Annotated in this window: 17 protein-coding genes; 9 read left to right on the plus strand and 8 right to left on the minus strand. The window is 75.3% G+C overall.

The genetic code is table 11. The features are described from left to right. Window positions 1-17 precede the first annotated feature (17 nt). Window positions 18-1,124, minus strand: a complete 1,107-nt coding sequence (locus NHH00_RS07470) for a LacI family DNA-binding transcriptional regulator (RefSeq protein ID WP_253051214.1) — start codon at window positions 1,122-1,124, stop codon at window positions 18-20. Between the two features lie 149 nt (window positions 1,125-1,273). On the opposite strand from NHH00_RS07470, the gene NHH00_RS07475 reads away from it, so the two are divergent. Then, a complete protein-coding gene (locus NHH00_RS07475) occupies window positions 1,274-3,970 on the plus strand; it encodes a substrate-binding domain-containing protein (protein WP_253051215.1) in 2,697 nt (898 codons plus the stop codon). A gap of 104 nt (window positions 3,971-4,074) precedes the next feature. Further along, complete coding sequence (locus NHH00_RS07480; protein WP_253051216.1) at window positions 4,075-6,786, plus strand: glycoside hydrolase family 48 protein; 2,712 nt, start codon at window positions 4,075-4,077, stop codon at window positions 6,784-6,786. Window positions 6,787-6,828: 42 nt separating this feature from the next. Here NHH00_RS07480 and NHH00_RS07485 read toward each other — a convergent pair whose 3' ends face one another. From NHH00_RS07485 to ptsP, 3 genes are all read right to left on the minus strand, one after another. Then, on the minus strand, window positions 6,829-7,674 hold the full coding sequence (locus NHH00_RS07485) for an acyl-CoA thioesterase (RefSeq protein WP_253051455.1): 846 nt from the start codon (window positions 7,672-7,674) through the stop codon (window positions 6,829-6,831). A 144-nt stretch (window positions 7,675-7,818) separates the two neighbouring features. After that, entirely contained in the window at window positions 7,819-8,262 is a 444-nt protein-coding gene (locus NHH00_RS07490) for a globin (RefSeq protein WP_290445062.1), read from the minus strand. 156 nt (window positions 8,263-8,418) lie between these two features. Beyond that, window positions 8,419-10,122: a phosphoenolpyruvate--protein phosphotransferase gene (gene ptsP / locus NHH00_RS07495; RefSeq protein ID WP_308202273.1), complete on the minus strand. Its 1,704-nt coding sequence runs from the start codon at window positions 10,120-10,122 to the stop codon at window positions 8,419-8,421. Between ptsP and NHH00_RS20590 the strand changes: the two genes are divergently transcribed. Beyond that, window positions 10,085-10,612 carry a PTS glucose/sucrose transporter subunit IIB gene (locus NHH00_RS20590; protein ID WP_290444926.1) on the plus strand — a complete coding sequence of 176 codons (528 nt, stop codon included), beginning with the start codon at window positions 10,085-10,087 and terminating at the stop codon, window positions 10,610-10,612. The two genes, ptsP and NHH00_RS20590, sit on opposite strands and share 38 nt — an antisense overlap. A 69-nt stretch (window positions 10,613-10,681) precedes the next feature. Here the strand turns inward: NHH00_RS20590 and NHH00_RS07505 are convergent, their stop codons facing one another. Then, window positions 10,682-11,818, minus strand: a complete 1,137-nt coding sequence (locus NHH00_RS07505; RefSeq protein ID WP_253051217.1) for a mechanosensitive ion channel family protein — start codon at window positions 11,816-11,818, stop codon at window positions 10,682-10,684. A 90-nt stretch (window positions 11,819-11,908) separates the two neighbouring features. Here NHH00_RS07505 and malQ point away from each other — a divergent pair, with 90 nt between their 5' ends. Further along, a complete protein-coding gene (gene malQ, locus NHH00_RS07510; RefSeq protein ID WP_253051218.1) occupies window positions 11,909-14,092 on the plus strand; it encodes a 4-alpha-glucanotransferase in 2,184 nt (727 codons plus the stop codon). Between the two features lie 232 nt (window positions 14,093-14,324). On the opposite strand, the gene pepN is transcribed toward malQ, so the two are convergent. Then, a complete protein-coding gene (gene pepN, locus NHH00_RS07515) occupies window positions 14,325-16,904 on the minus strand; it encodes an aminopeptidase N (RefSeq protein ID WP_253051219.1) in 2,580 nt (859 codons plus the stop codon). 233 nt (window positions 16,905-17,137) lie between these two features. Between pepN and NHH00_RS07520 the strand changes: the two genes are divergently transcribed. Beyond that, window positions 17,138-17,782 carry a mycothiol-dependent nitroreductase Rv2466c family protein gene (locus tag NHH00_RS07520; protein WP_374614559.1) on the plus strand — a complete coding sequence of 215 codons (645 nt, stop codon included), beginning with the start codon at window positions 17,138-17,140 and terminating at the stop codon, window positions 17,780-17,782. A 164-nt stretch (window positions 17,783-17,946) separates the two neighbouring features. Then, the gene (locus NHH00_RS07525) at window positions 17,947-19,128 is read left to right on the plus strand and encodes a hypothetical protein (protein ID WP_253051220.1); all 1,182 of its coding nucleotides are present in this window, start codon (window positions 17,947-17,949) and stop codon (window positions 19,126-19,128) included. A 103-nt stretch (window positions 19,129-19,231) separates the two neighbouring features. Here NHH00_RS07525 and NHH00_RS07530 read toward each other — a convergent pair whose 3' ends face one another. Continuing rightward, window positions 19,232-21,286 (minus strand): M13 family metallopeptidase, encoded by a 2,055-nt coding sequence (locus NHH00_RS07530; protein ID WP_253051221.1) that lies wholly within the window; start codon window positions 21,284-21,286, stop codon window positions 19,232-19,234. 60 nt (window positions 21,287-21,346) lie between these two features. Here NHH00_RS07530 and NHH00_RS07535 point away from each other — a divergent pair, with 60 nt between their 5' ends. Together NHH00_RS07535 and NHH00_RS07540 are read left to right on the plus strand one after the other, a co-directional pair. Further along, window positions 21,347-21,808 carry a ribose-5-phosphate isomerase gene (locus NHH00_RS07535; RefSeq protein ID WP_087471678.1) on the plus strand — a complete coding sequence of 154 codons (462 nt, stop codon included), beginning with the start codon at window positions 21,347-21,349 and terminating at the stop codon, window positions 21,806-21,808. A 1-nt stretch (window position 21,809) separates the two neighbouring features. Further along, window positions 21,810-22,847 (plus strand): Fpg/Nei family DNA glycosylase, encoded by a 1,038-nt coding sequence (locus tag NHH00_RS07540; protein WP_253051222.1) that lies wholly within the window; start codon window positions 21,810-21,812, stop codon window positions 22,845-22,847. A 3-nt stretch (window positions 22,848-22,850) separates the two neighbouring features. Here NHH00_RS07540 and NHH00_RS07545 read toward each other — a convergent pair whose 3' ends face one another. Then, complete coding sequence (locus tag NHH00_RS07545) at window positions 22,851-24,191, minus strand: GNAT family N-acetyltransferase (RefSeq protein WP_253051223.1); 1,341 nt, start codon at window positions 24,189-24,191, stop codon at window positions 22,851-22,853. Window positions 24,192-24,257: 66 nt separating this feature from the next. Between NHH00_RS07545 and NHH00_RS07550 the strand changes: the two genes are divergently transcribed. Beyond that, window positions 24,258-24,686 carry an MGMT family protein gene (locus NHH00_RS07550; RefSeq protein ID WP_290444928.1) on the plus strand — a complete coding sequence of 143 codons (429 nt, stop codon included), beginning with the start codon at window positions 24,258-24,260 and terminating at the stop codon, window positions 24,684-24,686. Window position 24,687: the final 1 nt, after the last annotated feature.

Here is a 24,687-nt window from a genome sequence, read left to right on the forward strand (position 1 = left end):
GCTACCGCCTGAAACGTTTAGGCGCTCCGGGGTGGCGCCGTCGTGCCCCGCAGGAGGAGGCGGGCGGCGGGGCGCTCGCGGTCGACGGCCGGACGGGTCGCGGCCGGGTCGGCGTCGGGGCGTGCGACCGGGCGTCCGAGGCCCAGGCGCGCGACGACGACATCGGCGACGTGCGCACCGAGCCGCTCGAACGGCCGGTGCACGGCGGTGAGCGCGGGGGCGACGAGCCGGCACGTCGCGGAGTCCTCGCCGGACAGCACCGACAGGTCCCACGGCACCTCGAGCCCCTGGCTCCGGCCCGCCTCGAGCACGGCGAGCGCGGTGACGTCCGTGTCGGTGAGCACGGCGGTGGGGCGCGCGTCGTGCGCCACCAGCCGCGCCGCACGCGTGCGGGTCTCCTCCCACGTGCGGCACTCGACGACGTCGACCCGGGTCTCCGGGCCGCCCGCGTCGCGCGCCGCCGCGACCACGGCGCGGGCCTGCTCGTCCTGCGCGTCCGAGACGAGGACCGCGATCCGGCGGTGGCCGAGCTCGACGAGGTAGCGGGCCGCGCGCGCGTCCGCGTCGCCCGCGAACCAGGTCCGCGCGCCCGGCGCGTCGGCGTCGGCCGGGCCGGGAGCGACCTGGACGAGCGGGATCGAGGCCTCGCGGGCCACCCGGACCCGCGGGTCGCGCGCGTGGGCGTCGACCACGACGTACGCCGCGTGCCGCCGCTCGGACCAGCCCGTCTCGAGCTCCCGGGCACCCTCGTCGCGGTCGCCCGTGACCTCGATGCCGAGGGCGAGGTCGTGCTCCGCGAGGACGGTGCGCATGCCCGCGGCGAGCGCGAGGGCGCGGGTCGGACCGGCGGCTCCCTCGGTCGCGTGCACGACCTGGAGCGCCACGCTGCGCGCGCTCGTGCGCAGCGAGCGGGCGGCCACGCTCGGCCGCCAACCGAGGTCGGCAGCGGTGCGCAGGACGTGCCGGCGGGTGCGCTCGGACACTCCGGGGCGGCCGTTGAGGGCGTAGGAGACGACGGCGATCGACACCCCTGCCGCGCGCGCGACGTCGGTGATCGTGGTGCGCCGTGCACCCGGGTCGGCGCCACGGTGCGAGGCCGGGTGTGCGGACGAGTTGGTGGTCACGCTCCCACACTGTGCCCGGTTTGGGTGCATGATGCCTACCAGGACTCGGTGACGATGACGTGACGAGGACGGTGACGAGGATGTCGACGGACGCGACGAGGCGCCCGAGACAGGCGGGGGAGCACCTGACGTTCGGTGTGCTGTGCCCCGTGGTCGGAGGGTTCTACTTCGGGAGGTCCCTGGCGGGGATCGCCCGGGTCCTGCGGGCGCACGGGCACCGGGTGGTCGCTCTCCAGACCTACCCGGCGGACCTCGACCGCGACGAGTTCCCGGGCCCACCGGGCCGCAGGCCCCTGCTCGGGCGCTCGTCGTTCGACGGGTTCGTCGTGATGACCACGGCGCTCGCGGACGCCGAGCTGCGCGAGCTCGACGCGTCGGGCGTCCCGCTGGTGCTCCTGGGGGTGCGCGCGGACGGGCTGCGCGCGCCGGCGGTGTCGCCCGACAACGCCGGAGGCGTGCGCGCCGCCGTCGACCACCTCGTGGAGCACGGCCACACCCGCATCGGCTTCGTCGGCAACACCGAGCAGCGCGACACGCTCGAGCGCTACGACGCGTACCGCGCGGCGCTGGCCGCGCACGACCTGGCCTTCTCGCCCTCGTGGGTCTACCGCACGCGCGACAACCAGGAGGCGAGCGCCGAGGCCGCCGCGCGGCGGCTCGCCTCCCGGGGCCTGCCGACGACGGCGACGCTCGCCGCGACCGACCGCAACGCGATCGGCTTCATGCGGGGCCTGCAGGCCAGCGGGTTCGAGCTGCCCGCGGAGCAGGCCGTGGTGGGGTTCGACCACGCCGACTCGGGAGCGCGGTCGCGGCCCCGGCTGTCGACCGTCGACCCGCTGCACGACCAGGTCGGCGAGCGGGTCGCCGAGCTGCTTGTCGCGCGGGCGCGCGGGGAGAACGTCGGCCGGGAGCACCGGCTGGGTCGGGCGGCCCTGATCCGGCGCGAGTCGTGCGGGTGCCTGGAGGGCACGCAGGGCGAGCTCATCGGCGCTCCGGCCGCGCGGGCCGCCCTGGCGGCGCCCGCGGACCCGGCCCGGCCCCTCGACGAGGTGGCCCGGGTGGTCTTCGCGTCCGTCCTGGAGCGGTCCGAGGTGCGCGGGGTCCTGCGGCGGCGCGGGTCGGACGGCGGCCAGCGCCCGGCCCCGGTCGACGCCTGGCTCCTGGTGCTGCGGCACCTGCTCCGGGGGGCCGCCGACACGGGCGTGGTCCCGCCGGCGGCGGCCCTGCGCTCGCTCGCGGACCGCACCGCGGCGCTGCGCCCGTCGCAGGAGGCGCTCGAGCAGATCGTGCCCGCGCTGGAGGCCGAGGTCGCCGCGCTCGTGCGGGACGTGCGACGGCGTCGCCCGGGGTCGCGCGCGTCCCAGCTCGGTCGCACGGTGCTGTCGCGCGGGGCCCACCGAGACCTCCCGGCGGGCTCCGCGGTCGCGCGGGCCGACGCCGTCCGGGCGACCGCGGCCGAGGTGGTGGTCGCCGTCGCCCGCGGGTGCGCGCACGGGGCCGTGGCGCGCACGGGGCGGCTCGAGCAGGACCTGGTGGACCTCTACGAGGTCGACCTGGGCCTGCTGCGGGGCGACGGCGAGGGCCTGCGGCGCCTCGACTGGCTGCCGCGCGGGGTGGGCGGCACGGCGGCGCTCGCGCTGTGGGAGGACCTCGACGGCGACCCGGGGCGCCGCGTGCTGCGGGTCGTGGGTGCGCGCGGCGGGGGGACGGCCGTGGAGCGGCTCGTGGGGTCGGTCCTCCCGACCGCGCAGTTCCCTCCCCGCGAGCTCCTCGACCCGCGCTCGCTCACGGTCGTCGCGCCGGTCGCGTTCGGTCGCTCCGACTGGGGGTTCCTCGTGGTGGGCGGCCTCGTGGACACGCGCACGACGAGCACCCGTGAGCGGTACAACCACTGGGCGGCCATGCTCGCCGTCGCGCTGGACCGCGAGGCCCTGGTCACGTCGCTGCAGGAGCAGCGGCACGCGCTCGCGGACTCGGCCGAGCGCGTGCGCGAGCTGGCGCTCGAGGTCGAGGCGGGCGCCGAGCGCGCCGCGCTCGTGTCCATCGCGTCCCACGACGGCACGTGGGACTGGGACGTCGAGACGGGCACCGTGCGCTGGTCGCCGGCGTGGGCGCGCATCGTCGGCTGCGACGTGGCCGACCTCAGGGACGACCCCGAGGAGTGGCTCGGCCGCGTGCACCCGGACGACCGTCAGGCGGTGCACGCCGCCGTCGCCGCGCAGCTCGCGGGCACGACCGAGCCCCTCGACGTCGAGCACCGGCTGCGGTGCGCCGACGGCGAGCACGTGCGGGTCCGGTGCCGTGCGGTGACCGTGCACGACGCCGGCGGGCGCCCGGCTCGCATGGTCGGCGCGCTCGCCGTGCTGTCCGACGTCGAGCGCTACCGCAGCGAGCTGCGCGAGCGGGCGCTCGTCGACCCCGACTCGGGCGTGCTGCACCGCACCCTCTTCGTCGACCGGCTCGAGCAGGCGATCGCACGCGGCGCGCGGGTCCCGGGGTACGGCGCGCACGTGCTCGCCGTCGGGCTCGACACGCCGCCGACGGTCCCCGCGCTGCACCGGCTCGGCGGCGTGCTGGGCGCGGCGGGCTCGCTGTGCGCGCTGGCGCCGACGGACCTCGTCGTGCTCCTCGATGGCGTGTCCGACGACGCCGCGCGCCACGCGGCGGTGCGCGCGGCCGGGGCGTGCGGGTCGGCCGTCGTCGAGCACCTGGGGGACGTCACGGGGGCGCCGGACGCGCTCGAGGTGCTGCGGCGCGCCGGGGTGGCGCTCGCGCGTCGGCGGGCGCGCGCGCACGGCGCGGTCGTCCCGTGGTCGGCACAGGCCGAAACGTTTCGTGCGTTGTGAGAGCCCGGCGCTCCCGCCGAGAGTCGATCGACCCGCGGAGGTGGGGCGCCGACGACGGCGCTCCCGTGACGCCGCCGCGGGGCTCGACGACGAGAGGGAGCACGATGCCACGCACGTCCCGGCGCGCAGCGCCACCACCCACCGCCCCGCACGCTCGGGCCGCACGGCGCCGCGCGACGGCGGCGGCGATCGCCGCGGGCGTCGCGCTCGCGGCCCTCGCCGCGGTCCCGCCGGCGAGCGCGGACCCGGCCCCGTCCACGTCGGCCGACGCGGTCGCGGCGCCCGGCGACGGCGAGTACACCCAGCGGTTCCTCGAGCTGTACGCGAAGATCCACGACCCGGCGAACGGGTACTTCTCGCCCCAGGGCATCCCGTACCACGCGGTCGAGACGCTCATGGTCGAGGCGCCGGACTACGGCCACGAGACGACGTCGGAGGCGTACTCCTTCTGGCTGTGGCTCGAGACGTCGTACGGCCAGGTGACCGGCGACTGGGAGCCGTTCAACCACGCGTGGGACACGCTCGAGGCGTACATGATCCCCACCACGGAGAACCAGCCCACCAACGGCGCGTACGACCCGGCCAAGCCCGCGACGTACGCGCCGGAGTTCAACCACCCGAGCCAGTACCCGTCGCAGCTCGACTCCTCGGTGTCCGTCGGCTCCGACCCGATCGGTGCCGAGCTGCGCTCGACCTACGGCACGCCCGAGGTCTACGGCATGCACTGGCTCGCCGACGTCGACAACGTCTACGGGTTCGGCGCCGCACCCGGCTCGTCGGCGCTGCTCGGGCCGGACCACGAGGGCACGTCGTACATCAACACGTTCCAGCGCGGGCCGCAGGAGTCCGTCTGGGAGACGGTGCCCCAGCCGTCGATCGACGACTTCTCCTACGGCGGCGAGAACGGCTACCTCGACCTCTTCACGGGCGACGCGTCGTACGCGAAGCAGTGGAAGTACACCAACGCGCCCGACGCCGACGCGCGCGCGGTCGAGGCGGCCTACTGGGCCAACAAATTCGCGACCGAGCAGGGCCAGCCCGAGGCCGTCGCGGACACGGTCGGCAAGGCCTCGAAGATGGGCGACTACCTGCGCTACGCGCTGTTCGACAAGTACTTCAAGACGCCGGGCTGCGAGTCCACGTCGTGCGCCGCGGGGTCGGGCCGGAGCAGCGCGCACTACCTGCTGTCCTGGTACTACGCGTGGGGCGGGGCGCTCGACACGTCCGGCCCGTGGGCCTGGCGCATCGGGTCGAGCCACGCCCACTTCGGGTACCAGAACCCGATGGCGGCCTGGGCGCTCGCGAACGACCCCGCGCTCCAGCCGGCCTCGCCCACGGCGAGCGACGACTGGGGCACGAGCCTCGACCGCCAGATCGAGCTCTTCCAGTGGCTCCAGTCGCCCGAGGGCGGGATCGCGGGCGGCAGCACGAACTCGTGGGACGGCCACTACGCCGACCGCCCCGACGACGTCGCGACCTTCTACGGCATGGCGTACACCGAGGCGCCCGTCTACCACGACCCGCCGTCCAACTCGTGGATGGGCATGCAGGGCTGGGGCGTCGAGCGCATCGCGCAGCTCTACGAGGAGACCGGCGACGAGCGCGCCGAGGCGATCCTCGACAAGTGGGTGCCGTGGGTGATCGACCACGTCACCGTCACGGACGACTCCTGGCAGATCCCGTCCAACCTCGCGTGGTCGGGCCAGCCCGACGACTGGGACCCCCAGAACCCGGGGGACAACGCGGGCCTGAGCGTCGAGGTGACGGGCTACGGCCAGGACGTCGGCGTCGCCGGCGCGCTCGCCCGCTCGCTCATGTACTACGCGGCCGGCGGCGAGGGGCCGCAGCACGACGCGGCGCAGCAGGTCGCGCGCGACCTGCTCGACGCGATCTGGGAGCAGAACAGCGACCCGGTCGGCGTCGCGACGACCGAGACGCGCGCCGACTACGCGCGCTTCGACGACGTCCTGACGTCGACCACGGGCGACGGGACCTACGTGCCGGCCGGGTGGACGGGGACCATGCCGAACGGCGACGTCATCGAGCCCGGTGCGTCGTTCCTCGACCTGCGGTCGTTCTACCTCGACGACCCGGACTGGTCGAAGGTCCAGGCGCACCTCGACGGCGGGCCGGCGCCCGAGTTCACCTACCACCGGTTCTGGGCCCAGACCGCCGTCGCGACGGCGCTCGCCGACTACGACCGCCTGTTCGGCGAGGACGTCCCCACCGAGCCGGACACCGAGTCGCCCACGACGCCGACCGACCTCGCCGTGACGGGGACGACGGCGACGACCGCGTCGCTGTCGTGGACGGCCTCGACGGACGACGTCCGCGTCGTCGCGTACGACGTGCTGCGCGACGGGGAGGTCGTCGGCTCCACGGCGCGCACGACCTACACGGACGAGGACCTCGCGCCCGAGACCACGTACCGGTACACGGTGCGGGCACGCGACGCGGCCGGGAACATCTCGCCGGTGTCGGTCGCCGCCGAGGCGACGACGCTCGCGGACGACGGCGGGCCCGAGCCCGGCGCCTGCACCGCGACCTTTGCGACGCGCGGGTCGTGGCAGGGCGGGTACCAGGGCGAGGTCACGGTCACGGCGGGCCCGTCCGGGCTCTCCGGCTGGACCGTGTCGCTCGACCTCGCGCCCGGCGGCCTCTCGCAGGCGTGGAACGCGACGACGAGCGTGAGCGGGAGCGTCCTGACCGCGACGGACGTCGGCTGGAACGGCACGCTCGCCGCCGGTGCGACGACGTCGTTCGGGTTCATCGGCACGGGCGCGCCGCCGTCGTCAGCGACGGTCGCGTGCGGCTGATACCCGGCTGACACAGCGGTGAGGCGGTCCGCCTCCCGGTGCTCACAGCGCCGGGAGGCGGACCATGCCCTCCTGCGCGATGGACGCGACGAGCGTCCCGTCCTGCGCGAACACGCGCGCCGCGCCGAGCCCGCGGCCGCCCTGGGCGCTCGACGCCGACTGCACGTAGAGCAGCCACTCGTCGACCCGTGCGTCGCGGTGCCACCACATGGCGTGGTCGAGGCTCGCGATCGACAGGTCCGGCGTGACCCAGCTAGTGCCCGACTCGCGCAGGATCGGCTCGAGCATCACCTGGTCGCACGCGTACGCCATGAGCGCGCGGTGCAGCAGCTGGTCGTCCCCCACGTCGCCGCGCGCCCGCATCCAGACCATCTGGTGGTCCTTGGGCTCGTGGTCGGGGCCGAGGTAGAGCGAACCGCCCACGTGCCGCAGCTCGAACGCCGAGTGGTGGGACCAGAAGCGCGCGATCGGATGGTCGATGCCGCCGAGCACGTCGAGCGCGGACGGCACGTCCTCCGGGGCGGGGGCGTCGGGCATCGGCGACGAGTGCTCGATGCCGCCCTGGTCCTCCTGGAACGACGCGATCATCGAGAGGATCGGCTTGCCGTGCTGGATCGCGTGCGTCCGGCGCGCGCTGAACGACCGTCCGTCGCGCAGCCGCTCGACCGCGAAGTCGATCGGCACGTCGAGGCCGCCGGGCCGCAGGAAGTAGCCGTGCAGCGAGTGGGGGAGGCGCCCGTCCGGCACCGTGCGCCCTGCGGCGAGGACGGCCTGCGCGAGCACCTGGCCGCCGTAGACCCGGCCCGTCGGCTGGTGCACGCTCTCGCCGCGGAAGTGCTCGGGGTCGGCGGCCGACCCGTCGCCGTCGCCGACGCGCTCGAGGCGCAGGACGTCGAGGAGGTGGTTCAGCGGGTTGGGGACCTGCTCGCGCGGGGCGGCGTCCGACGTCGGGCCGGGGGAGGTCGGGGAGGTCGACGGCGGCGTGGGCTCGGGGGTCACGGGTGGGGCTCCTTCGCTCGGGCGGCGGGTCGGTCAGTCCTCGAAGGTGTTGAGGAGCGAGTGCGCCGCGCGCTCCAGATAGTCCCACAGCGTCGCCTCGTGGATGGGCGCGAGGTCGAGGGTGTCGACGGCGGCGCGCATGTGCGCGAGCCAGCGGTCCCGCGCCTCGGGGTTGACCTTGAACGGCGCGTGCCGCATCCGCAGCCGCGGGTGCCCGCGCTGCTCGCTGTAGGTCGTCGGGCCGCCCCAGTACTGCTCGAGGAAGGCGGTGAGGCGCCAGCGCGCCGGTCCCAGGTCCTCCTCGGGGTACATCGGGCGCATGACGGGGTCGTCGGCGACCCCCTCGTAGAACGCGTCGACGAGGCGCACGAACGTCTCGTGGCCGCCGACCTCGTCGTAGAACGTGCGGCTCGGGCGTACCGGCGCGGCGTCGGTCGCGGGTCCGGATGCCGGGCCGGTCGTCGGGCCGTTCGACAGGCCGGCGACGGGCAGCGACGTGCGGGGGCTGGGCTCGGTCGTCACCGGCCCATCATCGCACCGGGCGCGGCCGTGTCCGGCCCGAGCTCGGGGACCGGGGCGCACGTCACACGGACGTCCCGCGCGCCCGCCGTGACGAGCGCCGCGCCTCCCGCGTCAGAGGCCGAGCTCGGCGAGCACCGGGAGGTTCTCGCGGACGACGGCGCGGGCCTCGGCGGCGCTCTCGGCCTCGACCGCGAGCCGCGCGAGCCGTCGGCACTCGTCGAGGTCCACCTCGCGCAGCAGCGCGGCGACGTCCGGGATCGCCCGGGCCGTCATCGACAGCGACGACACCCCGAGGCCCACGAGCACGACGGCGAGCACCGGCTGCGAGGCCGCCTCGCCGCACACGCCCACGGGCCGGCCCTGCTGCGCACCACCGGCGCACGTCGCCTCGACGAGCCGCAGCACCGCGGGCTGCCACGGGTCGCTCAGCTCGGCGAGCGACCCGAGGAGGCGGTCGGCCGCCATCGTGTACTGGGTGAGGTCGTTCGTGCCGATCGACGCGAAGGACGCGCGTGCGAGGATCGGCCCGGCGAGCAGCGCGGCGCTCGGGACCTCGACCATGACGCCGGCGACGTCGAGCCCGTGGGCACGGCAGCGCTCGACGAACCACTCCGTCTCGCCGACGGTCGAGACCATGGGCGCCATGACCCAGACCTCGGCCTCCTCGGCCGCGGCGGCCTGCGCGATCGCGTCGAGCTGCTGCTCGAGCAGCTCGGGCCACCGCGCGGCGGTCCGCAGGCCGCGCACGCCGAGCGCGGGGTTCTCCTCGTCGTCGACCGTGAGGAAGTGCAGCGGCTTGTCCGCGCCGGAGTCGAGCGTGCGGATGACGACCTTGCGCCCGCCGAACTCGTGGAAGACGGTCCGGTAGGCGGCGACCTGCTCCTCGACGGTCGGCGGCTGCTCGCGGTCGAGGAAGCAGAACTCGGAGCGGAACAGCCCCACGCCCTCCGCGCCGGCCGCAGCCGCGGGCGCGGCGCCCGCGGGGTCGCCGACGTTCGCGAGGAGCTGGACGCGGTGCCCGTCGCGCGTGCGGCCGGTGCCGTCGAACGTGCGCACCCGCAGCGACCGTGCCCGCGCCGCGGCGACCTGCTCCTCGGACGGGTGCACGACGACGGTCCCGGCGGCGCCGTCGACGAGCACGACGTCCTCGGGCGCGAGAGCGGCGCTCGCCCCGGTCGCCGCGACGACCGCGGGGATGCCCTTGGCGTTGGCGACGATGGCGGTGTGCGACGTCGGGCCCGCGCCGTCGGTGACGATCGCGAGCACGCGCGCCGGGTCGAGCGCGGCGGTGGCCGACGGCGCGAGGTCGGGCGCGACGAGCACGAACGGCTCGGCGTGCTCCGGCACGCCGGGCGCGGGGCGGTCCGTGAGCGCCGCGACGAGCCGGTCGCGCACGTCGGCGACGTCGCGGGCGCGCTCGGCGAAGTACCCGCCGAGCTCCGTGAACTGCCGCACGACCTCCTCCGCGGCCTCCCACACGGCGCGCTCCGGCACCAGGTGCTCGTCGAGGACGCGGCGCCGCGCGTCGGCCGCCAGGGTGGGGTCGCCCGCCATCGCGGCGGTCGCCTCGAGCACGTCGCGCGTCTCGCCGTCGGCGGCGTCCGCGGCGCGCTGGAGGTCGGCGGCGACCTGGGCGGCCGCGGCGTCGACGCGCCGGGCCTGCGCCTCGTGGTCTTCGCGCGGGCCCATCCGCAGCCCGGGTGCGGGCTCCGCGATCGGCTCCGGCATGAGCACCACCGGTCCGACCACCGTCCCGGGGCACACGCCGATGCCCGTGATGACCTGCCGTGCCTCGTCCTGGGTTCCGCCCGTCACGACCTCGCTCCTGTCCGCCTCGGGCGTGCGACCCGGGTGCCCGGGCCGGTGCGCACGCGTGCCCGTCGCCGTCCGACGAGGGGAGCCGCCTGCGGCACATCGTCGTTGCGGTGCCGTTGCGCTCCTGCGTCGATCCGGTGACAACCTCGCCAGGAGACTAGGCTGTTGCCAGGTGCACGGCACCCCGACACCCCGGATCCCCCGCGCGGATCCCACCCGCGACTCGCCTCAGGAGACACTTTCGATGAGCACCCCCTCGGACCAGAAGGCACAGCAGATCCTCGAAGCCCTCGGGGGCCAGGGCAACGTCGTCGACCTGGAGCCGTGCATCACGCGCCTGCGCGTCGAGGTGACCGACCCCCAGCTCGTCGACGAGGCGCGCCTCAAGGCGACCGGCGCGTTCGGCGTCGTGCGCTCGGGCCGCGTCGTGCAGGTCATCGTCGGCCCGGAGGCCGACAACCTCGCCGCGGAGCTCGACGGCCTGCGCTGACCCCGTCCGGCCCTCCCGTGCGGCGGGCCGGCGCCCCCGGGGCGCGGGCGCGCGACGGCGCCAACCGGCTCAGGCGGAGGGGCCCGCCGGGCCTCCGGTCCGGTCCTGCACCGCGGCGGCCGCCGCGGCACCGCGCCGGTCGCGCGCCGCCTGCTCGTCCGGGGACGCGGCGCTCGGGCCGTCCTCGGTCCGGTCGTCCGGCCGGTCGTCGGGCACCGACGGCGAGTGGTCGAGGACGACCACCTGCTGCGCCCCCGCGAGGGGGATCCGCGCGTCGGACAGCCCCTGCCGGACGCGGGCGCGCAGCGCGCGCGCCACCTCCCACTGCATCGCCGCCTGCGTCTTGACCTGCACCTTGAGCTGGAGGGCCTCGGCCGTCATCGACTCGATGCCCGTGACCTCCGGGGGCTCCAGGAAGTACGTCCCGAGCACGGGGTCCGCCCCGACGTCCTCGGCCGCCGCGAGCAGCGTCGCGCGCACCGCGTCGACGTCCGCCCAGTACGCCACGCGCACGTCGACCACGGCGCGGCCCCACTCCTGCGTCTTGTTGCCCGTGCGCAGGATCTCCCCGTTGCGCACGAACCACAGGGTCCCGTTGCCGTCGCGGACCTTGGTGACGCGCAGCGCGACCTCCTCGACGGTGCCCGTCACCTCGCCGAAGTCCACGGTGTCGCCCACGCCGTACTGGTCCTCGAGCAGCATGAACGTCCCCGAGAGGAAGTCCTTGACGAGGCTCTGCGCGCCGAAGCCGAGGGCGACGCCCGCGATGCCCGCCGAGGCGAGGAACGGTGCGATGTTCACGCCCAGCTCGGTGAGCACCAGGAGCACGATCGTCGCCCCGATGAGGATGTTGGCGACGGACCGCAGCACCGAGCCCACGGTCCGCGCGCGCTGGGCCCGTCGCGCGGACGCGAGCGGGTTCGCCCGCAGCAGGACGCTCCCGACCCCGGAGTCGGCGACGCCCCGCAGACGCTTGCTGCGCAGGGCGGGCGTCCCCTCGGCGATGTGCTCGGTGATCCTGCGGATGACGCGGCGCACGAGCGCGAGGGCGATCGCGCCGATGCCGATGATGAGGAGCACGCGCAGCGGGACCCCGACGAACCACTCGAACCAGTCGTCGGGGTTGCTCGGGTCGAAGCCGTTCCGGACCTCTTCCGGGACCTCCGCGGGCACGCGCAGGACGGGGGCGAGAAGGGGGTGGGACATGAGCGCAGGGTACCCGGGCCCGGTGGGTGGTCCCTGGGCGCGCCGGGCGAACGCGCTGCTCGCGGGCCCGCGTTCTGGCAGGATGCAGGCGTGAGCGAACCCCCGCAGACGGACCTGCCCGAGCCGTTGGTGCAGCTGGCCGACGCCCACGGCGTCGCGTCCGACTTCTGGGACTTCGACGGGTCGCGCCGCCAGGTCCGCGCCTCGACGCTCGTCGCCGTGCTCGAGGCCCTCGGCGTCCCGGCCTCGTCGCCCGAGAAGGTGGCGGTCAGCCTCGAGCACTCGCGTGACGACGCGTGGCGCCAGATGCTGCCGCCGACCGTCGTCGTGCGGCAGGGCGACGCCGTCCCGCTGCCCGTGCACGTCGCCGACGGGTCCGCCGTCAGGGTGTGGGTCGAGCTCGAGGCGGAGCCGACTCGCCACGGTGGTCAGCCCGTCGGGCAGCACGCGGCCCGGGCCGCGCGCGAGCGCCGCGACCTCGGCCAGCTCGACGTGTTCGTCGAGCCGCGCACGGTCGACGGCCGGCGCGTGGGGCGCGCGACGTTCGAGCTGCCCGCCGACCTGCCCCTCGGATGGCACGACCTGCACGCCGAGAGCGACGGGACGCAGGCGCGCGCGACGCTCGTCGTGACGCCGCAGCGCCTCGAGCTCCCCGCCGCGGTCGTCGAGCGCCGCGCCTGGGGCTTCATGGCCCAGCTCTACTCGGTGCGCTCGCGCGCCTCGTGGGGCGTCGGCGACCTCTCCGACCTCGCCGACCTCGCGTGGCTGTCCGCGCGCGAGGCCGGGGCGGACTTCGTGCTCGTCAACCCGCTGCACGCCGCCGAGCCGCGCACGCCGATGACGCCGTCGCCCTACCTGCCGACGAGCCGGCGCTTCGTCAACCCGATCTACGTGCGGGTCGAGGACATCCGCGAGACGGGCTACCTGTCGGCCGCGGACCGCTCGCTCGTCGAGTGGGCGTTCGACCCGGTGCGCGACCTCGACACCGACCCCGGGCCGATCGACCGCGACGCCGCGTGGGACGCCAAGAAGGCCGCGCTCGAGGTCGTGTTCGCCGCGCCGCGCTCGACCGCACGCCAGGCGTCGCTCGACGCGTTCCGCGCCGAGCAGGGCCGGGGCCTCGAGGACTTCGCGACCTGGTGCGCGCTCGCCGACCACTACGGCGACCGCGACTGGCCGCCCGGCGCGTACGACCCGAACGGGCCGACCGTCGCGGCCCTGCGGGAGCAGCTCGCCGACCGGGTCGAGTTCTACTGCTGGCTCCAGTGGGTCGCCGACGAGCAGCTCCGGGCCGCTCAGCGCACCGCGCGCGAGGCGGGCATGTCCGTCGGGATCATGCACGACCTCGCCGTCGGGGTGCACCCCGAGGGCGCCGACGTGTGGGCGCACCGTGGCGTGCTCGCCACCGGGGTCTCCGTCGGGGCACCACCGGACATGTACAACCAGCAGGGGCAGAACTGGTCCCAGCCGCCGTGGCACCCGCGCGCCCTCGCGCGCGCCGGGTACGCGCCCTACCGGGACATGCTGCGGACGGTCCTGCGGCACGCGGGCGCGATCCGCATCGACCACGTCATCGGGCTCTTCCGCCTGTGGTGGATCCCCGGCGGGGCCCGGGCCGACGCCGGTGCCTACGTCCGCTACGACCACGAGGCCCTCATCGGCATCCTGTGCCTCGAGGCGCAGCGCGCCGGGGCGATCGTCATCGGCGAGGACCTCGGGGTCTTCGAGCCGTGGGTCCGCGACTACCTCGCCGACCGCGGCGTGCTCGGCACGTCCGTCCTCTGGTTCGAGAAGACGGGGGACGGCGCGCCGCTGCCCCCGGAGGACTACCGCCGCCTCGCGCTCGCCACGGTCACGACCCACGACCTGCCGCCGTCCGCCGGGTACCTCGCGGGCGAGCACGTCGAGCTGCGGGACCGGCTCGGCGTCCTCACCGAGGACGTCGCCGACGTGCGCCGCGCCGCCCGTGCGGAGCGCGACGCCATGGTCGCGTTCCTGCGCGAGCGCGGGCTCGTCGACGACGACCCGTCCGAGCGCGAGCTCGTCGAGGCCCTGCACCGCCTGATCCGCCGCACGCCCGCCGTCCTGCTCGGCGTCTCGCTCGCCGACGCGGTGGGGGAGCGCCGCTCGCAGAACCAGCCCGGCACGGACCAGGAGTACCCCAACTGGAAGGTCCCGCTCGGCGACGCGTCGGGCAACGTCGTCCTGCTGGAGGACCTGTTCGACTCCGCCCGCCTGCGCTCCCTCGCGAAGGCCATGAACGACGCCCTCTGACCCGCCGAGGGAGAACCCTGGTCGGCCGAGGTTGAGCCGTGGTCCGCCGAGGTAGAGGCGTGGTTCGTCCAGGTAGAGGTGTGGTCGGTTTGTCCGACGGCGGTCCGTCGCCTGGGGTGGCGGGGTCTCTCACCCGGGTCCGTGCTCACCCCTGAGGACTGCCCGCGCGGTGACGTTCGTCCGACGCGCCGGGCCGCTCCGACGGGGGAGCGACCCGGCGCGTCTGGGCTGGTCAGGCGTCGGCGGCCTGGGCGGTGAGGGCGCGCTCGACGCCGGCGAGGTTCTCGACGACGAGGCGACGCAGCGCGGGGGCGGCGTCGGCGTTCGCGTCGAGCCACTCCTGCGTCGCGTCGCGGAGCACGGTGCTCGCGAGCGGCGCGGGGTAGAGCCCCGTGACCAGAGCCTCGGCGATGTGGTATGACCGCTGGTCCCACAGCGGCAGGAGCGCGTCGAAGTACGCGCCCACGAGGGGGGCGAGCGACTCGGGGTCGTTGACGTGCTGGAACCCGAGCGTCGTGGCGCGGACGATCGCGTTGGGCGCGTCGTCCGAGCCGACGAGGCGGTCGAACGCCGCGCGCTTCGCCTCGGCCGTGGGCACGGTCGCGCGGGCTCGGGCAGCGGACTGCTGGCCGGTCGCGGTCGAGTCGGCGGCGAGGGTCGCCTCGATCTCGGCGTCGTCCGCGAGGTCGAGCAGGACCAGGCCCTCGAGGATCTCCCAGCGCAGGTCGGTGTCGATCTCGAGCCCGGCGAGGGCGGCCGAGCCGTCGAGCAGCGAGCGGAGCGCCTCACCGTGCGTCGGCGTCGAGGCGAGGTGCGCGAAGAACTTGACGAGCTGGAACTGCAGGTCGGAGCCCGGGGCGGCGTCCTGCGCGAGCGACCAGAGGACGTCTCCGACGTGCGCGAGGGTCTCGGCGCGGCGTTCGGGCGCGACGTACGTCTTCGCCGCGAGCGCGAGCTGGTTCAGGGTCGTGCGGATCGTCGTCGACTCGGTCTCGTGGGCGATGTTGCCGAGCACGAGGCGCACGTAGTCGCCCGCGGGGGTCTCGCCGTCGCGCGTCGCGTCCCACGCGGAGCCCCAGACGAGGGAGCGCGCCAGCGGGTCGGCCAGGTCGGCGAGGTGCTCGGTCGCGACCTGGAGCGACGCGGCGTCGAGGCGGATCTTGGCGTAGGCGAGGTCGTCGTCGTTGAGCAGCACGAGCTGGGGACGGTCGAGACCGAGGAGCTCGGGGATCTCGGTGCGTGCGCCGTCCACGTCCACCTCGACCCGGTGCACCCGCGTGAGGACGCCGTCGACGAGGTCGTAGAGGCCGATGCCCAGACGGTGCGGGCGCAGCGTCGGGTGGTCGGGAGCGGCGGTCTGCAGCACGGAGAAGGTCGTGAAGCGGCCGTGCGCGTCGAGCTCGAACTCGGGGCGCAGCGTGTTGACGCCCGCCGTCTCGAGCCAGAGGGCGGACCACTGCGTGAGGTCGCGGCCGCTCGTGGTCTCGAGCTCGACGAGCAGGTCGCGCAGCTCGGTGTTGCCCCACGCGTGCTTGCGGAAGTAGGCGGCGACGCCGGCGAGGAACTGCTCCTTGCCGACCCACGCGACGAGCTGCTTGAGCACCGACGCGCCCTTGGCGTAGGTGATGCCGTCGAAGTTGACGAACACGTCCTCGAGGTCGTTGATCGTCGCGACGATCGGGTGGGTCGAGGGGAGCTGGTCCTGGCGGTACGCCCACGACTTCTCCATCGCGGCGAAGGTCGTCCAGGCCTCGTGCCACTCGGTCGCCTCGGCGGTCGCGAGCGTGGAGGCGTACTCGGCGAACGACTCGTTGAGCCACAGGTCGTTCCACCACTTCATGGTCACGAGGTCGCCGAACCACATGTGCGCGAGCTCGTGGAGGATCGTCACGACGCGCCGCTCCTTGACGGCGTCGGTGACCTTGGACCGGAAGACGTACGTCTCGGTGAACGTCACGCACCCGGCGTTCTCCATCGCGCCCATGTTGTACTCGGGCACGAAGAGCTGGTCGTACTTGTCGAACGGGTACGGGTGCTCGAACGCCGACTCGAAGAACGCGAAGCCCTCACGGGTCTTGTCGAACACGTAGTCGGCGTCCATGTGGTCGGCGAGCGACGCGCGGCAGAAGACCCCGAGCGGGATCGTGCGGCCGTCGGACGACGTGAGCTCGCTGCGCTCCACGACGTACGGCCCCGCGACGAGCGCGGTGATGTACGACGAGATGCGCGGCGTCGGCTCGAACGCCCAGCGTGCGACCTCGACGTCGCCGGCGCCGGTGCCGGTCGGGTCGGCCTTCGTGCCGAGCGCCTCGGGCGCGGGCGTCGGCTGGTTGCTCACGACCTGCCACGCCGCGGGGGCCGTGACGGTGAACGCGAACGTCGCCTTGAGGTCGGGCTGCTCGAAGACGGCGAACACGCGCCGCGAGTCCGGGACCTCGAACTGCGTGTAGAGGTAGACCTCGCCGTCGACCGGGTCGACGAACCGGTGCAGGCCCTCGCCGGTGTTCGTGTACGCGCAGTCGGCGACGACGCGCAGCTCGTTGTCGGCCGCGAGCCCGTCGAGGACGATGCGCGAGTCGGCGAACACCTGCGCCGGGTCGAGCGAGCGGCCGTTGAGCACGACCTCGCGCACGGTCGGGGCGACGAGGTCGACGAAGGTGCTCGCCCCCTCGGTCGCGGTGAACCGCACCACGGTCGTCGACGCGAACGTCGTCGCCCCCGTCGTGAGGTCGAGGTCGACCTCGTAGGACTGGACGTCGACGATCGCCGCGCGCTCGCTCGCCTCGGCGCGGGTGAGGTTCTCTCCGGGCACTGCATCTCCTCGGTCTCGGGTCGGGCCGGGCGGCCTCGACGGCGGCCTGTGGGCCACGGAGATCATCCCACGGGTGCCCGCGCCCGCCCCCGGGAATACCGTCCGGGAATACGCTGCGCCCGCCCGGTGTCGAGACTGGGTGGGCGACGGCGTCGGCCGTCCGCGCGCGCCGCCCTGCCGCTCCGGCGACCCGGGTCCACCGGGCGCCGCCCACGACGAAGGAGACCCGTCCCGTGACCCTCACCGCGACGACCGACACCACCGCGACCGAGGACGCCGTGCGCGTCGCCGACTTCTGGTTCGACCCCGTGTGCCCGTGGGCGTGGATGACGAGCCGCTGGATGGGTGAGGTCGAGCAGGTGCGCGACGTCACGGTCCGCTGGCACGTCATGAGCCTCGCCGTCCTCAACGAGGGCCGAGACCTGCCGGAGGAGTACCGCGAGCTCATGGAGAAGGCGTGGGGTCCGGTGCGCGTGGTCACCGCCGCGCGCGTCGAGCACGGCGAGGAGGTCGTGAAGCCCCTGTACGACGCGATCGGGACCCGCCTGCACCCGGGCGGCCGCGACGACTACGACGCGGTGCTGGCGGAGGCGCTGGCCGAGGTCGGGCTGCCCGCGTCGCTGGTCGACGCCGCGGGCTCCGACGCGTACGACGCGCAGCTCCGGGCGTCGCACGCCGAGGGGATCGGGCGCGTCGGGGAGGACGTCGGGACGCCGGTCGTCGCGTTCGGCGACACCGCGTTCTTCGGCCCGGTCGTGACGCCTGCCCCGAAGGGCGAAGCCGCAGGTCGGCTGTGGGACGGGTGCGTGCTCGTCGCGAGCACGCCCGGCTTCTTCGAGCTGAAGCGCACCCGGACCCAGGGTCCCGTCTTCGACTGACCTCGTCGGCCCCGGGACCTCGACGGCAGGACGGTCGGGCCGCCGGCGGGGTTCGACCCGCACGGGTGCGTCGTGCCATGCTTCGTCAGGTTGCGGGCGGTGTCAGGAGCGCCCGCCGCCCGGTCGTGCCGGGCGAGACCGACGAGGAGCCCGCGAGGAGCCGCATGTCCCCGAACGCACCCGTGCCACCGCCGCCGCCGCCCCCTGGCGGCGTGCCGGGGCCCGCGGGCGGTCGGGACGACGCGCAGCCGACCCAGGCGTTCTCCGGCCCGCTGCCGGGCGCCACGGCGGCGCCGCCGTCCTTCGCGCCGACGACCGGGCCGACGGCCCAGGCGCCCCGCGCGACGCCCGCGGACGGGCAGCCGACCGTCGTCGCGTCGTCGTTCCAGCCGACGAGCGTCCAGCACGTCACGCCGATCACGCAGCTCCCGACGGCGGCCCAGCCCGCGGTCCCCGCGCCGTCGCCGGTGCCCCCGCAGCGGGTGCGCTACGCGACCGAGCAGAACGGGTTCGGCGTCGCCGCACCCGTCGGGACCGCCGCGAGCCGACCGGCGTACGCGCCGGCGGACGCCGCGCCGGCCGGCTATGCGCCGACGGGCGCGTACGCGGCGTCCGGCGCCCCGGCGTACGAGCCCGCGGCGCAGGCGGGCTACGCCTCGGCCGCACCCCAGCCGCCCCAGCCGGCCTACCACCCGCCGACGTCGGTCGCGCCGACCGCGGCCGCGCCCCGTGCGGGCGCGGGCGGGTCGGGCGCGACGCCGCGACCGCCCGCCGGGCGCGGCGGGGGCAACGGTGGCGGCGGCCGCCGGTCGGACCGCCTGAGCCCCGGGTGGATCGCGTTCATCGTGGTCGACGCGCTGCTCGTCATCGGGGCGATCGTCTTCGCGATCTCCCTGCTCGGGGGCGGGGGCGACGATCCGGCGGGCGACGCGACGCCGCCTCCGTCCGCGACCGCGACGGAGGGGACCGCGGAGACGCCCGCCGCCGAGCCCACCGTGTCCGAGACGTTCGCGTCGGAGTCGCGCAACATCACCTGCGAGGTGACCGACGTCAGCGCGACGTGCGTGATCGCCCAGCTCGGCACCCAGCCGGCCCCCGTGGCGGGCTGCGACGGCACGGTCGGGTACAAGGTGGTCCTCGGCGCCGACGGCAGCGTCGAGCAGCCCTGCGTGCCGACGGCCGAGCAGCCGCAGCCCGCGCCGGGCGACACCGCGGTCCTCGACTACGGCACGTCCAAGACGGTCGGCCCGTTCACGTGCGACAGCGCCGAGACGGGCATGACGTGCCGTGACGACGCGACGGGCAAGGGCTTCACGATCGCCCGCGCCGGCATCCGGACGCTCTGAGCCGCCGAGAGCGGCTCCGACCGAGCGAGAGACTGGACGGTCCCGGCATGCACGAAGGGCCCGCGGCGGGTGAACCGCCGCGGGCCCTTCGTGCTCCCTCACGTCACCAGATGCGCACGCGCTCCTCCGGAGCGAGGTACAGCGCGTCACCGGGCTGCACGTCGTAGGCCGCGTAGAACTCGTCGACGTTGCGGACGACGCCGTTGCAGCGGAACTCGTTGGGGGAGTGCGGGTCGGTCGCGATCCGCCGCACGACCTCCTCGTCGCGGCCCTTGGACTGCCACACCTGCGCCCAGCCGAGGAACACGCGCTCGATGCCCGTGAGCCCGTCGACGACGGGCGCCTCCTCGAGCGGCCGGCCGAGCGCGATCCGGTAGGCCTTGAGCGCGATCGACAGACCTCCGAGGTCGCCGATGTTCTCGCCGATGGTCAGCGCGCCGTTGACGTGCGGCCCGTCCTCGCCGAGCTGGGCGGGGCGGAACGCGTCGTACTGGGCGATGAGCGCCTTGGTGCGCTTCTCGAACTCCTCGCGGTCCGTCGTCGTCCACCAGTCCTCGAGGCGGCCGGCGCCGTCGTACTTGGAGCCCTGGTCGTCGAAGCCGTGGCCGATCTCGTGGCCGATGACCGCGCCGATCCCGCCGTAGTTCACCGCGTCCTCGGCCTCCGGGTCGAAGAACGGGGGCTGGAGGATCGCCGCGGGGAAGACGATCTCGTTCATGCCGGGGTTGTAGTACGCGTTGACGGTCTGCGGGGTCATGAACCACTCGTCGCGGTCCAGCGGCCTGCCGATCTTGCCGAGCTCGCGGTCCTGCTCGAACGCGTGGGCGCGACGCACGTTGCCGACGAGGTCGTCGGCCTCGACGACGAGCGCGGAGTAGTCGCGCCACCTCACGGGGTAGCCGATCTTCGGCGTGAACGCCTCGAGCTTGGCGAGCGCCTTCTCCTTGGTCTCCTCCGTCATCCAGTCGAGCGTGGCGATGGACTCGCGGTACGCGGCGACGAGGTAGGCGACGAGCTCCTCCATGCGCGCCTTGTGGGCGGGCGGGAAGTGCCGGGCGACGTACTGCGCGCCCACGGCCTCGCCGAGCGCGCCCTCGACGACGGAGACGCCGCGCTTCCAGCGCTCGCGCACCTCCTGCGCCCCCGAGAGCGTGCGGCCGTAGAAGTCGAAGTTGGCCTCGACGAGCTCGTCCGTGAGGTACGGTGCGCGGGCGGTGACCAGGTGGTACACCATCCACAGCTTCCAGTCCTCGAGCGGCTCGCTCGCCCAGAGCTCGGCGAACCCGGTCGCGAAGTCCGGCTCGCGCACGACGACGTCGTCGAGCGACCCCTCCGGCGCCCCGAGGGCGAGGACCCAGGCACGCCAGTCGAAGCCGGGGGCCTCGTCGACGAGCGCCGCGAGCGTCCGCGGGTTGTAGGTGAGGTCGGCGTCGCGGTCGCGGACGACGTCCCAGTGCTTCGCGGCCAGCCTCGTCTCGAGCGCCAGGACCCGCTCGGCGGCGTCCTCGGGCGTCGCGCCCCAGGTCTCGGCGGTGACGCCCGCGAGGGCGAGCATGCGTGCGACGTGCGGCACGTACTTCTCGCGCACCGGCGCGTACTGGTCCTCCCGGTAGTACGCCTCGTCGGGCAGCCCGAGCCCGGACTGGTAGAGGTAGGCGACGTAGCGCTCGGGGTCCTTGGCGTCGTTGTCCACCCAGAAGCCGACGGCGCCCGCGCCCCCGGTGCGCTGGAGCGCGCCGAGCACGCCGGTGAGCTCCGCCTGCGTCGTCGCGGACGCCACGAGCGCGAGGTCCGACTGGAGCGGGATCGTGCCGAGCGCCTCGATCCGGTCGGTGTCCATGAAGCTCGCGTACAGCGCGCCGACCTTCGCGGCGTCCGCGCCGACGTCCGCCGCGCCCGAGGCCACCTGCGCCCCGAGATCGGTGATGATCTCGCGCACGTGGACCTCGGCCTGGTCGTGCAGCGCGCGGAACGCGCCGTCCATGGCGCGGTCGGCGGGGATCTCGTGCGTCGCGAGCCAGCGCCCGTTGACGTGGCGGTACAGGTCGTCCTGCGGTCGGACGGCGGGGTCCAGCGCGCCCAGGTCGATGCCGGAGCGCGCCGCAGCGGACGTGCCGGAGGCGGACGCGGGCGTGGACGTCGGGGAGGTCTGTGTCATGCGTCTCAGGCTACGGCCTCCCCCCGACGTCCAGAGGTCCCGCTGGGGCATGATGGGGCCATGCGCGTTCACATCGCCGCGGACCACGCGGGCTACGAGCTCAAGACCCATCTCGTCGAGCACCTCGAGGCCGCGGGGCACGACGTCGTCGACCACGGGGCCCACACGTACGACGCGCAGGACGACTACCCGTCCTTCTGCTTCGCCGCGGGCGAGGCCGTCGCGGCGGAGCCGGGCTCGCTCGGCGTCGTCATCGGCGGGTCGGGCAACGGCGAGCAGATCGCCGCGAACAAGGTCGTCGGGGTGCGCGCCGCGCTCGCGTGGAACCTCGAGACCGCGCGCCTCGGCCGCCAGCACAACGACGCGAACGTCGTCGCGGTGGGCGCTCGCCAGCACTCGGTCGACGAGGCCGTCGAGCTCGTCGACGCGTTCCTCGCGGAGCCGTTCAGCGGGGACCCGCGCCACCAGCGCCGGATCGACCAGCTCGCGGCGTACGAGACGACGCGCGGCGCCTCCGCCTGACGTGCCGGAGGGTCATACCGTCCACCGGCTCGCGCGCGCGTTCGGGGAGCTCTTCACGGGCGAGACGCTCGCGGTGAGCAGCCCCCAGGGCCGGTTCGCCGCGGGCGCGGCCGTGCTCGACGGGCACGTGCTCGTCGCGAGCGAGGCGTGGGGCAAGCAGCTCTTCCTCGGCTTCGCCGACCCGGCGCGCGCCGCGGTCGGGACCGCCGGCCGGCCCGACGACGTGCGCTGGCTCCGCGTCCACCTCGGCCTCTACGGGGCGTGGACGTTCGCGGGCGACGGCAGCACGGCCGTCGTGCACGCGATCGGGGCGCCGCGGCGCCGCATCGGCGAGCGCGAGACCGTCCCGGCAGGCCCGGGTGCGGTCGCCGCGGCCGGGCCCGACGACGCGTGGTCGCCCCCGCCGCCGCGCGGGGCCGTGCGGGTCCGGCTCGTCGGCGCGCACGCCGTCGCGGACCTCACCGGGCCGACGGCGTGCGAGGTGATCACGGGCGAGGAGAAGCGGGCCGTCGAGGACCGGCTCGGTCCCGACCCGATCCGCGATGCCGCGCCCGCCGAGGGCGACCCGCGCGAGGAGTTCGTGGCCGCGGTGCGGCGCTCGCGCAGCGCCGTCGGGCTGCTGCTCATGAACCAGGACGTCGTCGCGGGCGTCGGCAACATCTACCGCGCGGAGTCGCTGTTCCGCGCGCGGCTCGACCCGATGCGGCCGGGTCGTGACGTGCCCGCCGAGGACCTGCGCGCCCTGTGGGACGACCTCGTCGTCCTCCTGCGCGACGGCACCCGGACGGGCGCCATCGTCACGACCCGGCCGGAGGACCGCGACGGCCCCGGCGTCGAGCCGCCGGACGGCGCCGACGGGTCGCCCGGGCGCCGCCGCGTCCGGCAGAACACCGACGAGGCGCCCGACGCCGTCCCGGCGGAGGACGCGTTCTACGTCTACCACCGGGACGGGCTGCCGTGCCGCGTGTGCGGCACGCCCGTGCTGCTCAAGGAGCTCGCCGGCCGCAACCTCTACTGGTGCGGCGCCTGCCAGGCCTGACGTTCAGAAGACCCAGCTGCACACCGGGGCGACCGGCCAGCCGAACGCCGCGCTCGCGCGGGCGAGCGCGCCGGGGGAGTGCTCGGTGACGAGCCCCGCCGCCGCGAGGGCCGCGAGCGAGGTCCCACCGAGGTAGGCGGCGCCGAGCTCGCGCACGTCGAGCGAGAGGTCCGCGGCGTCCTCCGTCCGCTCGGCCACCGCGTCGCCGAACGCCGGCGCGCGCAGCCGCCAGCGGCCCGCGTTGTCCGGCAGGCGGTCGTCCGTCACGTGCACGACCAGGTCCACGTCCGCGGCGTAGCGGCGCGCGGCAAGCGCGGCCGGCACGTCCACCACCCGCACCCAGAGGTTGTCCGCGAGGCGCGGCGACGCCGAGCGCGGGTCCACGAGGAGGCTCGTCACGACGTCGTCCACGGGCAGCATGAAGGGCGTCACCTCGTGCGTGAGGTCGAGGTCCGTGAGCACGCCCCACAGCGCGCGCGCCGCCGCGGCGTCCAGCGCGACGACCTCGCCCGTGCTCACCGGGCCGCGCGGGCCCGTGACCTCCCAGGACAGCTTGCGGTGGAACCGCGCGTACCCGCGCGGCTCGCCGTCGAGCTCGACGATCGCGATCCGCGTCGGCTCGCGGTCCTTGCGCCACACCTTCGCGTCGTCCCAGAACGTGGCCTGGAGCTCGGGCGTCTCGCGCGTCGCCCAGCCCGGCCGGTTGATCCCCGCGCCCTGGCCCGTCGGGTCCGTGCCGGCGAGCTCGTGGAGCGTCGCGACGAGCTCCTCGTGCCGCGACCGGTCGGCGCGCTCGATGCGCACGGTGTGGCGGTCGGCGCCGGGGACGTCGCGCAGCGCGACCCCGCGCGGGACGGTGAGCCGGACGTCGTCCGCGGCCTTGCCGTAGCCGAAGCGCCCGTAGATCGCCGCCTCCGCGGCGAAGAGCGCCGAGAGGGGCTCGCCGCGCTCGCGGCACCGCGCGAGGTGCGTGTCGATCATCGCGCTGAGGATCCCGCGGCGGCGGTGCGCGGGGTGGACCCCCACCCACGTCAGTCCCGCGACCGGTGCGGTCGCCCCCGGCACCGGGAACCGCGCGAACGGGTACGACGCGTGCATCGCGACGAGGTCGCGGCGCACGGGGCGCGCGCCGTCGACGGGCGGCGCGTCGTCGACCTCGTGCTCGACCGTCACGCCGAGCGTGCGCTCCCACGTGAGCGGGAACGGGAGGTCGACGAGCTCGTCGACCTCGACCGGGGACGGGAACGTCGTCGTGTCCAGCTCCAGCACGTCGCGCAGGTCGGACGCGGAGAGAGGGACGAGCTCGTAGCCGTCGGGGAGGCGTGCGGGGCGGTGGTCGCTCATGGCCTCGATCCTCCTGTCTCGGCACGCGTCGCGCCAGGACAAATGCGGCGGCTAGGGTCGGGGACCATGGCAGGGCTCGAGGCGGGACGCACGCACGGCCGGACGACGGGGCGCACCGCCGGCGCGGGCACGGAGACCGACCGCACGGCGCTCGCGGCCGAGTACGCGGGCGCCGTGCTCGCGCTCGTCCGGCGCATCCCGCCCGCGCGTGCCATGACGTACGGGCTCGTCGCGGAGATCGTCGCCGAGGCGCTGCACCGCGGTGGCCCGCGCCAGGTCGGGCAGGTCCTCGCGGGATCGTCCGGCGTGGACGACGACGGCGCACCGGTCCCGTGGTGGCGCGTCGTCAACGCGGCCGGCTCCCCGCCGGCGCACCACCTCGACGCGGCGCTCACGGAGCTGCGCGCCGAGGGGTGCCCGCTGTCGCGCGACGGTCGCCGCGTCGACCTGCGCCGCGCGGTCTGGTTCCCCGAGGACGACACCCCCGGCCGTTGAG

Origin of the sequence: Cellulosimicrobium cellulans, assembly GCF_024124905.1 — a bacterium.
In the GTDB taxonomy this organism is placed as follows: Bacteria; Actinomycetota; Actinomycetes; order Actinomycetales; family Cellulomonadaceae; genus Cellulosimicrobium; species Cellulosimicrobium cellulans_G.